6 protein-coding genes are annotated in these 14084 nt (G+C 67.3%); all 6 read left to right on the top strand.

The features are described 5' to 3' along the window. Positions 1-772 (top strand): thiopeptide-type bacteriocin biosynthesis protein (locus tag FNH05_RS04035; RefSeq protein WP_222426516.1); only part of this gene is annotated, 772 nt, incomplete at its 5' end. Then, entirely contained in the window at positions 769-1923 is a 1155-nt protein-coding gene (locus FNH05_RS04030) for a lanthionine synthetase C family protein (RefSeq protein ID WP_144585901.1), read from the top strand. The genes FNH05_RS04035 and FNH05_RS04030, both read left to right, overlap by 4 nt. Next, the gene (gene fxlM / locus FNH05_RS04025; RefSeq protein WP_144585900.1) at positions 1923-3128 is read left to right on the top strand and encodes a methyltransferase, FxLD system; all 1206 of its coding nucleotides are present in this window, start codon (positions 1923-1925) and stop codon (positions 3126-3128) included. The genes FNH05_RS04030 and fxlM overlap by 1 nt, the downstream gene beginning before the upstream one ends. A gap of 334 nt (positions 3129-3462) precedes the next feature. Beyond that, entirely contained in the window at positions 3463-9660 is a 6198-nt protein-coding gene (locus tag FNH05_RS04020; protein WP_144585899.1) for a protein kinase domain-containing protein, read from the top strand. A gap of 25 nt (positions 9661-9685) precedes the next feature. After that, positions 9686-12583 (top strand): DEAD/DEAH box helicase, encoded by a 2898-nt coding sequence (locus FNH05_RS04015; protein WP_144585898.1) that lies wholly within the window; start codon positions 9686-9688, stop codon positions 12581-12583. Further along, the gene (locus FNH05_RS39090) at positions 12583-14073 is read left to right on the top strand and encodes a hypothetical protein (RefSeq protein ID WP_246127510.1); all 1491 of its coding nucleotides are present in this window, start codon (positions 12583-12585) and stop codon (positions 14071-14073) included. Before FNH05_RS04015 ends, FNH05_RS39090 begins: the two co-directional genes overlap by 1 nt. The last annotated feature ends 11 nt before the right edge of the window (positions 14074-14084 follow it).

Raw genomic sequence — 14084 nt, 5'->3', positions numbered from 1 at the left:
CCCCGGTTCCCCGACAACAACCTGGCTCGCGGCGAAGATCTACACTCACCCCGAGCGGATGAACGAGATCATCGCCGAGCACCTACCCAGCCTGCTCACAGCACTCGGCACGGATTCCTGCTGGTGGCTGCGTTACCGAAGCCCGCAAGAGACCGACCACCTCCGCCTGCGGATCCGTAGCGAGCACGCCTGTGTGGACAAGATCGGCGAGTGGGCGCAGCGACTACGGCAGGCGAATCTCGCGGGGCGCCTCGCCTTCGACACCTACTACCCCGAGAACGGACGCTACGGTTCCGGGCCCGCTATGGAAGCAGCCGAAGCAGTCTTCGTGGCCGACTCCGCTGTCGTGGCAGCCAGCCTGGCGAAGGCCAGCGGCGTTCGCTCCACCGCCTTGGTCGTGGCAAACATGGTGGGTATCGTCAAAGGTTTCCTCGGCGAGAGCGCAGCGATGAACTGGCTGGTCAACCGGCCAGCCCCAGCCACTCCGTCAGCCGAACGGGCCCTGGCCGACGAAGCGATCACCCTCGCCCTCGGCCCGGTGGCACCGGAGATCTCGGAGCAACATTGGCACTCGCGCACAGACGCGCTAACCGCCTATCGGCGTTGGCTCTCTACCGACGTCAACCAGGACGGCGTCCTGGAGTCGTTGCTGCACATGCACCACAACCGGGCGATCGGCATCGACCCGGCTCAAGAAAGGTCATGTCGCCGGTTGGCCCGCCAAGCTGCGTATGCATGGCAAGCGCAGCAGGCAGCAGGAGCGCGAGGATGAGGCTCACCGAGCCGTTCGCGCCGCCACCCGAGGATGAACCGGCGCCCGGCTGGGGGCAGGATCTGGGCAATGGTGGGGCCGGAATCTCGCTACTTCACATCGAGTACGCACGAGCCGGAATCGGGGACTGGCCCACCGCGGACCGCTGGATCGCGGCGATGACCAGCAAGCCGCTGCTCGCCCACTCAGGTGCGGGACTGTTCCGCGGGGCACACGCAGTCGCCTTCGCCCTGCGCATGGCTGGCCGATCCGCTCACGTGCTGGACCACCACATCACTGCACTCACTGAGCGCCGCTTGACCAAGGCCCACGAGCGCATAGACCGCGGGGCGCCGCCGGAGACTCGGGAGTTCGACCTGATCAACGGCCTCACCGGTCTCGGCGCCTACCTCCTCAGCGCCGCAAACCCCGAACTTCTCCGCGAAGTCTTGAACTACCTGGTCCTGCTCACAGAGCCGATCAGGATCGACGGTCGAAGCCTGCCGGGCTGGTGGACAGCCGACGAGCAGGGCGGACACGGCAATCTTGGGCTCGCACACGGCGTCACGGGGCCGCTCGCACTCATGTCCATCGCCATGAGCTGCGGAGTCACCGTCCCCGGCCAAGCTGAAGCCATCGAGCATATTGACGACTGGCTGAACCAATGGCGATGCGGCTCTTGGTGGCCGGGCAGGATCTCCCGTGATGAGCTGGAGAGCGGGACGGTGAGCCGAAGCGGCCCGCAGCGACCGTCCTGGTGCTATGGAACGCCCGGTCTGGCCCGCGCCCAGCAACTGGCCGCGCTCGCGCTGGACGACCCCAAACGGCAGCAGCGTGCTGAGGCGGTGCTAGCCACCTGTATCACCGACGATGTGCAACTCGCCCGACTTGGCGACACCTCGCTCTGCCACGGCTGGGCCGGGCTCGTCCACACTACGTGGCGGGCCGCTGAAGACGCCGGCGATGACAGCGAACTGGCCGCCCTACTCCCGCGCCTGCTCGCCTGCTGGGGCCACCGGCATTCCGGGCTACCCACGGGGGATGGGCTGTTGGAAGGCAAGGCCGGAGTGGCACTGACCCGGCAGACCATCGTCGGCCCAGCCACCGCATGGGACACCTGTCTGCTCACCGCAAGACCGACACAACTCGCCGCACAATTCGAAGGAGTTTGATGACCTGCACGACCAGCAGTCCCGCCGAAGACCTGCGTGAACGCATGGTCCAGCACATCAAGGAAGCAGGTCACCTGCGGTCCAGCCGTATCGAGCAGGCGTTGCGCACAGTGCCCCGGCACCTGTTCGTGCCCGCCGTTCCTGCCGAAGAGGCATATGCGAACAAGGCCATCACGATCAAGCCCGGCAAGGACCGGCCTGCCAGTTGCGCCTCAGTCCCGACCGTTGTGGCGATGATGCTCGACCAACTTGACGCTCAGCCCGGCGACAACATCCTGGAGATCGGCGCGGGAACCGGCTACAACGCCGCGCTGCTGGCCGAACTGGTTGGCCAGGAGGGCCAGGTCACCACCATCGACATCCACCCCGATGTCACCGAGCATGCCCGTGGCGCCCTCTCCGAGACCGGATACAGCCAAGCCCGGGTGCTGACCGGGGACGGTGCCCTCGGTGACCAGGAGCACGCGCCCTACGACAAGATCATCGTCACGGTCGGACCGTGGGACCTGCCCCCAGCCTGGTTCGACCAGTTGGCCCCCGGCGGCCGCCTCGTTGTGCCGCTGCACTGGCGCGGTCAGGCCCGGAGCGTGGCCTTTGTCCGGGAGGACGGGGTGCTGAGGGCACGAGACAGCCGACTCTGCGGCTTCATCCCGATGATCGGCATTGTGCCTGCTGGTGAGCAGCACGAGGACATCGCCGACGACGTCAGCCTTTACTGGGACAGCGACCAGAAGCTCGACCTGGACGCCATCCGCGCCGCCTTCACCCAGCCGGAAACAACTGTGTGGTCCGGCGTCACTGTGCTGGCCAACGAACCCTTCGACCACATATGGCTGCGCCTGACCGCCACCGAACCCGGCACCTGCCGCCTCGCCGTCGAGCCCGCCGCGATCGAAGCCGGTGTTTGCCATCCCGCCTTCGCCTACCGCACCCCGGCGCTGGTCGACGGCGACTCGATCGCCTACCTCGCCAAGGCCCGCCCCTCTGACGGTGAGGGCGAACGCCGATACGAGCTCGGAGCCACTGGCCGTGGCCCCAGCGGCGAACAGCTCGCAGAGCGGTTGTGCGACCACATCCGCGCTTGGGACCGCGACCGCGACGCCCAGCCCGTCATCGCCGCCTACCCGGCGAGCACGCCAGATGACGGGCTGCCTGATGGCCTGGTCATCGACAAGCAGCACACACAGCTTGTCCTGACCTTCTGACCAGGCTGGAGTCCGTCGAGGTTCATGTGGGTATGGCGGCCGCGTTCATGGACTCCAGCGCCTTGACTATCACGTCGAGCAGCCGCAACTCTCCCGTGGCTTGCCTTCTCTCGATCAGAGCTGTTGTTCCAGGCCTTCCCTGATCTGATCGTGATCTTTCGTTCTGCCCTGCGAGCGTTACGCTCTGTGCAGGTCGCTGATTGCGCTTTCACGCACCAGTTTATTGCCGAGAGTGAGAAGCGTGATCAACTGCACAGAGTGTGCGTTGTAGCGCCTTCAGTGACCTGATCGACGTAGCACATACGCACTGTCGAGGAAGCGTGGAGGACGAGAGTTGGCGGGGAAGCCGGAGACCGTCGCGGGGCGTTTTCGCCTGCTAGGCCCTATCGGCAAGGGCAACATGGGCGAGGTCTACCGCGCCGAGGATCTCCAAGCGGCGGAGCGATCCCCGGGCCGCGTCGTGGCCGTGAAACGAATCCTGCGCAGCTCGGGCGGCTTCTTACTAGATTCGGAGCCGGGAGTCAAGGTCGTCGAGCGTTTCGAACGCGAGGTGCGCATCATGCACCGGCTCGACCATCCCAACCTTCCTCGCACCGTCGACGGAGGTGTGGACGACGCGGGAGTCCCGTACCTGGCCATGGAGTACCTGGACGGCCGTTCGCTGTATGACCTGCTCTCAGAGCGGCCGCAGTTGCCGATCTCCTGGGTCGCCGCGATCGGTGTGCAGATGGCCGATGCCCTGTCCGCGGCCCACGGCGTGGGTGTCGTTCACCGTGATCTCAAGCCGTCCAACGTGATGATTGTGCGGGGCGGGGGAGTCAAGGTCCTCGACTTCGGCATGGGTCGTCTCGTCGACGACGCCGACACGGGCAGGATCACCAGCACCGGCGTCACCGTCGGCACCGCACGTTACATGGCGCCGGAGCAGTTCCTTGCCGCCGCTGTCGGCCCGGCAGCTGATCTGTACGCCTTGGGGTGCGTGCTGTTCGAGTTGCTCACCGGCGGTCCGCCGTTCGACACCGCCTCTGCGCACGAGCTCGGTCAGAAACATCTGAACGACACGGTTCCCCCGATCCGCCTGCTGCGGAAGGACATACCCGGAGATCTCTCCCGGCTCGTCGAGCGCCTGCTGGCGAAAGAGCCCTCGGATCGACCGACGGACGCTGTCGCTGTCCGCCGGGCGCTCCTGCCCTTCGCGACCGGCACCGAGACGATACGGGGCTGGGACGGCTTGAACCCCGTCGCTTGGCTTTCCGGTTCGCACGTGCCGTCCCCGGCGCGGCCTGAGGGTTCGGTGCCCCCGTCACCGGTCACCGGGATGGACGTCTTCGGTGTTCACCAGAAGCTCATCGCCGACTACCGGTCCTTCACCGAGGGTGGCACGACCATTCGGAACGAGCGAATTGCCCGGTTCGTCAAGGGGGATCTGGACTCGAAGTCCCAATGGCCGGACCCCTGGTTGTCGCTGAACCCGTTCTTCGCCTCTGGCGGCACGGTGCTTGAGCTGGCGGGTCAGGGTGTGCTGCACGACGAGTGCACACGGATCTTCCAGAGCGGTAAGACGGAGGGGTCCGTGGTGTGTGACGGGCGGCCCCTGACCCTGCACCGGCACCAGCGTGAGGCGATCGACATCGCCCGGTCCGGAGAGTCCTACGTGCTCACCACCGGTACCGGTTCCGGCAAGTCGTTGTCCTACATTGTGCCGATCGTCGACCGTGTGCTGCGGCAGCGAGACGCAGAAGGTCCTGCTGGGCGTCGCCGGGTCCGCGCAATCGTCGTCTACCCGATGAACGCTCTGGCCAACAGCCAGCTCAAAGAGCTGGACAAGTTCTTGCTCGACGGGTACGGCCCTGGTCGCGAACCCGTCACGTATGCCCGCTACACGGGACAGGAGAGCGACGAGCGCCGCAAGGAGATCCGGGACAATCCGCCGGACATCCTGCTCACCAACTACGTGATGCTGGAGCTGATGCTCACCCGGCCCGACGACCGGCGTTCGCTCATCAAGATGGCCAAGGGGCTGGAGTTCCTCGTCTTCGACGAACTGCACACCTACCGTGGGCGGCAAGGCGCGGACGTGGCTCTGCTCATCCGCCGGGTCCGTGAAGCCTGCCTCGCCGACGGGCTGCAGTGCATCGGCACCTCGGCGACCATGTCCAGCGAAGGCACTTTCGAAGACCAGCAGGCCGTCGTCGCCGCGGTGGCGAGCAAACTCTTCGGCACTGGGGTGAAGCCGGCCAACGTCATCGGTGAAACTCTCGTGCGCGCCACCGAACCGGACACCGGTGCCGTTCCCGTGGAGCGGCTCGACGCGGTGCACCCTCCCCGTTCCTACGCGGAACTGGTGTCCGACCCGCTGGCCCGGTGGATCGAGACGCAGTTCGGCCTGGCCACGGACGCCGCGGGGCGGCTGATCCGCCAGCGGCCTGCCAAGATCGAAGAGGCCGCTCACGAGCTCGCGGAGCAGACCGGCGTAGCCGCCGACACGTGTGCGGAAGCGATCCGGCGAACTCTCGAGGCGGGGTCTCAAGCCCGGCATCCGGTGACCGACCGGCCGCTGTTCGCTTTCCGGCTTCACCAGTTCCTGTCGAAGGGTGACACCGTCTACGTCACCCTGGAGGACAGCGAGACTCGCTACCTGACCCGTGACTACCAGCGGATTCAGCCTGGTTCCGACGGGAAGGTCCTGCTGCCGCTCGCCTTCTGCCGCGATTGTGGCCAGGAGTATCTGACGGTCTGGCGGAACAGCAGTGGTGCCACTGTTCGTTACGAGCCTCGCCGCGACACGTCGGCGACCGGGGGCCGTACCGGCGACGGCTACCTGTACCTCGATTCCGATCGCCCGTGGCCGACGACCACGGAGGAGGCGATCGCGGACCGCCGGTTGCCGGAGTCCTGGCTGGAGGTCGACGAGCACGGGTACGAATCGGTTCGCGATTCCTACCGGAAGCGTTTACCTCAGGCCATCTCGGTCGACCCCTACGGCGTGGAGGGGCAGGGCGAGCTTCGGGCAGCGTTCATTCCGGCACCGTTCCTGTTCTGCCTGCACTGTGCCGTGAGCTACGAGCAGACCAGGGGAAGGGACTTCGCCAAGCTCGCCACGCTCGACCAGGAAGGCCGGTCGTCCGCCACCTCGCTGATCTCTGCTTCCATCGTCCGCTCTCTGAAGCAGGCGCCTCCCGAAGCGCTCGACCCGAAAGCCCGCAAGCTGCTGACGTTCGTCGACAACCGGCAGGACGCCTCGCTGCAAGCCGGTCATTTCAACGACTTCGTGCAGATCATCCAGCTGCGTGGGGCCCTGTACCGGGCGGCGCTCGCGGCTGGCGACGAGGGAATCCAGCACGAGGAACTCGCCGCCCGCGTCGCCGAGGCGCTGAATCTGGAGATCGCTGATTTCGCGGGGGCCGACGATCTTCCCCCCTCGCTGGCCCGCGCTGCTGCCAAGACTCTGCGCGACGTCATCGCCTTCCGCCTGTACCTGGACCTGAAACGCGGCTGGCGCGTCACCATGCCCAACCTGGAGCAGACGGGTCTGCTGGAAATCCACTACGAAGACTTGGACTGGTTGGCCGACGAGCCGAAGAGGTGGTCGAAGGCCCATCCGAAGCTGCGTGACGCCGAACCAGGGCAGCGCACCGAGATCATCCGCGCCTTGCTTGACGAGATGCGCCGGTCGCTGGCCATCGACGTGCAGTATTTCCGTGATGACTTCTACACGCTGCAGCGGGCCAGCGAGGAACGCCTGATCGACCCGTGGGTGTTGTCCAGCAGTGACCGAGAGCCGGAGGGGACCGCATTCCCGTTCGGCCGCAAACCCGGCATGGACAACGCGGGCCTGTACCTGTCGGGCCGTGGCAAGTTCGGCAAGTACCTGCGGCGCGTGCACTTTCCCGACTTGTCCCCGGACGACGCGCAGCAGATCGTGGCCGATCTGCTGGAAACGCTCGCCGACGCGAGCATGGTCCAACGCGTCAAGGCTTCTCCCCAGTACGGCCGTCGTGGCAGGCCCACGTCGACGGTCACCGGCTACCGGGTGGCCGCCCGCATCCTGGTCTGGCAGGCGGGCACCGGCGAGGTCGGCGTACACGACCCGCTCACCCGTACCTACGCCAGTGGCGAGGGACCGCGCGTCAACAGGTTCTTCCGGGACCTTTACCGGGACACGGCGGGCACACTCGGCGGACTGGTCGCCCGCGAGCACACCGCACAGGTGACCCCGGCGGACCGGGAACAGCGCGAGGAAGCGTTCCGCAAGGGCGAGCTGAAACTGCTGTACTGCTCACCCACCATGGAGCTGGGTGTGGACATCTCCGAGTTGAACGCGGTGATGATGCGCAACGTCCCGCCCACTCCGGCCAACTACGCCCAGCGCAGCGGCCGCGCGGGCCGGTCCGGGCAGCCCGCGCTGGTCACCACCTACTGCGCCACCGGCAACAGCCACGACCAGTACTACTTCCGCCGCTCCGAACGGATGGTGGCCGGCGCCGTGGCCCCGCCCCGGCTCGATCTGGCCAACGAGGACCTGGTCCGTTCGCACGTGCAGGCGATCTGGCTGGCGGAGTCGGGTCTGAAGCTGGGTCGTGCCGTCCCGGAGATCGTCGACATCAGTGACCCCAAGCTCCCGTTGCTCGACCACGTGGAGACGGCGCTCAAAGACGCGCTGGTGCCTCGCCGGGCGGCAGAAGCCACACGCGAGGTGCTCGGCGGTTTGCGGGGCGATCTTGCCGACTCCGCATGGTGGGACGACCAGTGGATCGACGACACCGTCCGGGCGGCACCCCGGCAGTTCAACGAGGCGTTCGACCGGTGGCGCGATCTCTTTCGCGCCGCGCAGGCCGACCAGGCCGAGCAGAACAAGCGAGTACTGGACCACACGCTGTCCGAACGCGACCGTCAGATCGCCGTCAACCGTCGCCGGGAAGCCGAAACCCAGCTCAACCTGCTCAAGAACGAAACCCCGGACAGCAAGTCGGTGTTGTCGGACTTCAACCCGTACCGCTACTTGGCCAGCGAGGGGTTCCTGCCCGGCTACTCCTTCCCGCGGCTGCCGCTCGCCGCCTACATCCCCACCTCGGGGCGGCGCTTCGGCGAGGGTGACTACCTGCAGCGTCCGCGGTTCCTCGCCATCCGCGAGTTCGGGCCCGGAGCGCTGATCTACCACGAAGGCGCTCGCTACCAGGTCACCCGGATCCAGTTGCCGTCCGATGGCAGTGGCGATGTGGTGACCACAAGCGCCAAACGCTGCACGGCGTGCGGTTACCACCACGACCAGAACGACAAGGCCGACCGTTGTCAGATGTGTGACGAGCCGCTGCGCGAGATCACCAGCGGTCTGCTCAATCTGCACACGGTCTACACGCGGCGGCGTGAGCGGATCTCTTCTGACGAAGAGGAACGCCGCCGCGCCGGGTTCCGCCTCGTGACCTCCTACCGGTTCCACGACCACGGGCTGCGGCCCGGGCGCCGTGACGCGAAAGTCAGCGACGCGACGGGGGAGATCGCCACCGTGACCTACGGCGATTCGGCAACCGTGCGCATCACGAACGTGGGCCGCATTCGCGCCAAAGAGGACGAGCCTGACGGTTTCTGGCTCGATCCCGCGGACGGGCGGTGGATGAACGAGCGGGACGCCGCTGATGCATCCGGCGACTCCAGCGAAATGCCCGTTGTCGACGCGGACGGCAACGAGAAGCGCCGCAAGAAGCGGGTGATCCCCTACGTCGAGGACCGACGCAACATTCTGGTGCTGCAACTGGCCCAACCGCTCCCGGAAGAGGTGGCGCTGTCGCTGATGTACGCGCTGGAACGCGGTATCGAGTCCGAGTTCGAGCTGGAAGACGCGGAACTGACCGCCGAACTGCTGCCGCCCGACCACGGCCCACGCGACCGGATTCTGTTCACCGAGGCGGCCGAGGGCGGCGCGGGGGTGCTTCGACTGATGCAGTCGGACCCGGCGGCGCTGGCCAGGGCCGCGGTCGCCGCACTGGACATCTGTCACTTCGACCGAGACGGTCACGATCGCGGCGGTCCGCACCCTGACCGCCCGTGCGCGCGCGGCTGCTACGACTGCCTGCTGACCTACGGCAACCAGCTCAACCACGGTGCGATCGACCGGCATTCCGTGCGTGAGCTGCTGCTCCGCCTGGCGAGCGCGCAGGCATTGCCTGCCGGTCAGAACGAGTCCCGCACCGACCAGCTCGCGCGCCTGACCTCGCAGTCGGACACGCGGCTGGAGGAGCGGCTGATCACGTGGCTGAAGGAGCAGGGGCTTCGGCTGCCGGACGAGGCGCAGACCTTCGTCTCGGAGGCACTGGCCCGACCCGACTTCATCTACCGGCTGCCCGGAGTCAGCCTCGCGGTGTTCGTCGACGGCCCGGTGCACGAGCACGCCACCGTGGCCCAGCGGGACGCCGATGCCCAAGAGCGCCTCTACGACGCGGGCTGGGAGGTCGTCCGATTCCCCCATGACGGGGACTGGCGGGCCATTGCTCAGGAGTTTCAGCGGTATTTCGGCCCCGGCGCGACTGCTTGACGATCAGGAAGACGGAATAGCGAACATGACAACCACCTACATCCCGGGTTCCCTGGTGTCCGCGCGCGGACGCGAGTGGATCGTCCTGCCGGAGACCGCGGCGGACATGCTGGTGCTGCGCCCTCTCGGCGGCACCGATGACGACATCGCGGCAGTCTTCCCCGCCTTCGAAGAGGTTCGTGACGCCACCTTCCCGCCGCCGTCGGCCGACGATCTCGGTGACGCGCTGGCCGCGGGCCTGCTCCGGTCCGCGCTGCGCATCGGTTTTCGCTCCGGCGCTGGGCCGTTCCGGTCGCTTGCCGGAATCGCCGTCGAGCCACGGGCGTATCAGCTCGTGCCGTTGCTGATGGCATTGCGGCAGCGCGTGGTGCGGATGCTGATTTCCGATGACGTGGGAATCGGCAAGACCGTGGAAGCCGGCCTGATCGCCGCCGAACTGCTGGCTCAGGGCAGCGCCCGCGGCCTGGCGGTGCTGTGCTCCCCGGCGCTGGCCGAACAGTGGCAGGAGGAGTTGCGCAGCAAGTTCGGTATCGACGCCGAACTGGTGCTGGCGTCCACCGTGTCCAAGCTGGAGCGCGGACTGGACCTGGGACAGTCGCTGTTCGACAAGTACCCGCACGTCGTGGTGTCCACCGACTTCATCAAATCGACCCGGCACCGAGACGATTTCGTCAAGCACTGCCCGGATCTCGTCATCGTCGACGAGGCGCACACCTGCGTCTCCGCGGACGACAGCGCGTCCACGCAGAGTCAACTGCGCTACGAGCTGCTGCAGCGGATCGCCGCCGACGCCGAGCGGCATCTGCTGTTAGTGACCGCCACCCCCCACAGTGGCAAGGAGGCGGCGTTCCGCGGACTCCTCGGCCTGCTCAAGCCCGAGCTGTCTGCCGTGGACTTCGACAGCACCGCTGGCAGGCGGCTGCTGGCCGCGCACTTCGTGCAACGTAAGCGCGCGGATGTGCGGCAGTTCCTCACCGAGCAGGATGGGATCTCCGACGCCAGCCTGCGTGAGGACACTACCTTTCCCTCGGATCGGTTCTTCAAGGACGAGACCTACAAACTCTCGCCCGCCTACCGGGCGCTGCTCGATGACGCCGTCGCGTATGCGGGCGAGCGCGTCGCCGCGGCAGGCCAGACGGGCAAGCGCGAAGCCCGCATCGCCTGGTGGTCGGCTATCGCACTGCTGCGCTCGATGGTGTCGTCCCCCCGGGCTGCGGCGCAGACCCTGGAGACCAGGTCGGCCGCGGCGGCTGCCGCCACTCCCGAGGAAGCCGATCGCCTGGGCGCACCGCTCACCCGGGACAGCGGCGACAGCGACGCGCTCGAAGGGCTCGACGTGGTGCCCGGCGCCGAGACCGGCCAGGCCGGAGCACAGTTGGCTGAACTGGCCGAACGGGCGAAGCAACTCGAGGGCCCGGCGGAAGACCGCAAGCTTGCCGCGTTGATCAAACACCTCAAGGCACTGCTCGCCGACGGCTACCACCCCATCGTCTTCTGCCGCTACATTCCCACTGCCGACTACGTCGCCCAGCACCTTGAGGGCGATCTCGGTAAGAAGACCGTGATCCGAGCGGTCACCGGAACCCTGTCCCCGCAGCAGCGGCTCCAGCGCATCGGGGAACTTGCCGCGAAGGCCGGGGAGGATCCGGCGGCGCGCCGGGTGCTGGTCGCCACCGACTGCCTGTCCGAGGGCGTGAACCTCCAGCACCACTTCGACGCGGTGGTGCACTACGACCTGGCCTGGAACCCGACCCGGCACGACCAGCGGGAAGGCCGGGTCGACCGCTACGGCCAGAAGCGCGACGTGGTCCGGGTGGTCACGCTCTACGGCAGCGACAACGGCATCGACGGCAAGGTGCTCGAAGTTCTGCTGAAGAAACACCGCCAGATCCGCAAGGACCTGGGCATCTCGGTGTCGGTACCGGATGCGGCTTCGTCCGGCGTGACGGACGCGATCGTCGAGTGGCTGCTGATGCGCAAGCAGCAACCGGAGCAGGCGAGCCTGTTCGAGGTCGACAACCTCGACGCCAAGGCCAAGGCTCTGGAGTCGGACTGGCAGTCGGCGGCGGAGCGGGAGAAGACGTCCCGCTCCCGCTTCGCCCAGCGCGCCATCCACCCGGAGGAGGTGGCCCGGGAGGTCGCCGCCATCCGGGACACGCTGGGCCGGGCGAGCGAAGTCCGGGAATTCGTCCGGCTCGCGTTGCCCGCGCTGGAAGCGGTGGTGCGGGGCAACGGCGAGGGCGAGTTCACCGCGGACTTCAGTGGCACTCCCGCCGGACTTCGGGACGCGCTGGCGCCTTTGCTGGGCGGTGAGGCCGTCGAACAGGGAAGGCTCGTGCCGTTCCGCACCACGGCCGCGGTCGCACGCGGGGAGGTCGCACTGGTCCGCACCGACCCGGTGGTGGGCGCCGTCGCCGGATACGTGCTCAATGCCGCGCTGGACGGCAAAGTCAGCGGGCCGCGTCCGGCGAGGCGATGCGGCGTCATCCGCACCAAGGGCGTGGACGTGCGCACCACCCTGCTGCTGGTCCGTTACCGTTTCCAGTTGACCCTGCCGTCCCGCTCGGGGGAACGGCAACTGGTCGCCGAAGACGCCCGGCTGCTCGCCTTCCGAGGCACCCCGGAGAAGGCTGCCTGGCTCTCGCCGCACGAGGCATTGGACCTTGTCGAGCTGACCGCCGACGAGAACACCGACCCGACCTTCGCCGAGCGGAGCATCAAGCGCCTACTGGACGCGCTGCCTGCCGCAGATGAGCACCTACTGTCCTATGGGGATGAGTTGGCCGCCGAACTGCTCGCCTCGCACCGCCGGGTGCGCAGCGTGTCCGGAGAGATCGTCCGCGGTGTGAACGTGGTCGCACAGAAACCTGCCGACGTTCTCGGCGCCTACGTGTACCTGCCGGTCTCGGGAGGGGCCGCCTGATGTCCGCTGTCGCTCGTAACCAGGTTTTCTCCGCCGTCCACACGGTCGGCGCCCTGCTGCCCGCCGACATGCTGGTGCGCATCAGCGAAGGCAAGGACGTGACCGGCTCCCGGCCCGCCGACTACCGGGTGGTCGGGGCTCGCTCGGTGAGTGACGAGGCGGAACGTCACTGGGACTACTTGAAATCGGTGTGGAAGGAACTGCGCGAGAAGTTGCCGCCGGCCCCGCAAACCGAGGTGCCCGCCGACCCGACCGGTCTCGCGGTCAGCCAGTGGCTTGCGCCGCTGTTTCACGAACTCGGTTTCGGCGCGCTGACCGAACTGGGCGAATCGGGCATCAGCGCGGACGACGGCGGGAAGACTTTCGCCATCAGCCACCGCTGGAACCACGTGCCCGTGCATCTGGCCGCCTGGCACATCTCATTGGACAAACGGCCGGGCGGTGCGGGCACCGTTCCGGCACAGTCACTGGTGCAGGAATGCCTGAACCGGACGGAAACCCACCTGTGGGGCGTGGTGAGCAACGGCCGCCAGCTCCGGCTGCTGCGGGACTCCAGTGCCCTTGCGACTGCTTCGTACGTCGAGTTCGATCTGGAAGCCATCTTCGACGGCGAGCTGTTCAGCGAGTTCGTGCTGCTGTACCGGCTGCTGCACGTCACGCGGTTCGCGGTGGCCGAGGGCGCCGCACCCTCGACGTGCTGGCTGGAGAAGTGGCGCGTCGACGCCATCGCGTCGGGCACCCGTGCCCTGGACCAGCTCCGCGACGGGGTGCAGCAGGCGATCACCACGCTCGGCACCGGTTTCCTCAAGCACCCAGACAACGGCGAGCTGCGCGCCAACCTCGACGTCCACACCTTCCACACCGCCCTGTTGCGGCTGGTGTACCGGATGCTGTTCCTCTTCGTCGTGGAGGACCGGGGTGTCCTCCACTCCAAGGAGGCCGACCAGCAGGCGAAAGACCGTTACACCGCCTACTTCTCCACGGCCAGACTGCGGGAACATGCTCGCCGTCGGCGGGGAACCGCGCACGACGACCTGTACCGGGCGCTACGTATTGTGCTCGACGCGCTGGGAGACGAGCAGGGCCGCCCCGAACTGGGCCTGCCGGGTCTCGGCGGGATCTTTGACGACAACGACGCCGACGCCCCGCTTTGGGGCCTGGCTCTGTCCAACGAGTACTTGCTCTCCGCCGTGCGGCACCTCGCGCAGGTGCGCGACGTGGACTCGCGCCGGTGGCGTTCGGTCGACTACCAGCATCTGGACGCCGAAGAACTCGGCTCGATCTACGAGTCGCTGCTGGAACTGGTGCCGAAACACAGCGCGGTGGATCGCACCTTCGAGTTGGTGGCGATGGCGGGTAACAGCCGCAAGACCACGGGTTCGTACTACACCCCGTCCTCGCTGATCGACTGCCTGCTGGACTCGACGTTGGACCCAGTGATCGACGACGCGGTCAAGCGGGCCGAGATCGCGGCTACGGCGGCCAGGTGAGCCGGATCCGG

Origin of the sequence: Amycolatopsis rhizosphaerae (assembly GCF_007713715.1) — a bacterium.
Classification (GTDB): Bacteria; Actinomycetota; Actinomycetes; order Mycobacteriales; family Pseudonocardiaceae; genus Amycolatopsis_E; species Amycolatopsis_E rhizosphaerae.
The sequence above is the reverse complement of the archived record's forward strand: the minus strand, read 5'-3'. Positions and strand labels throughout refer to the sequence as shown.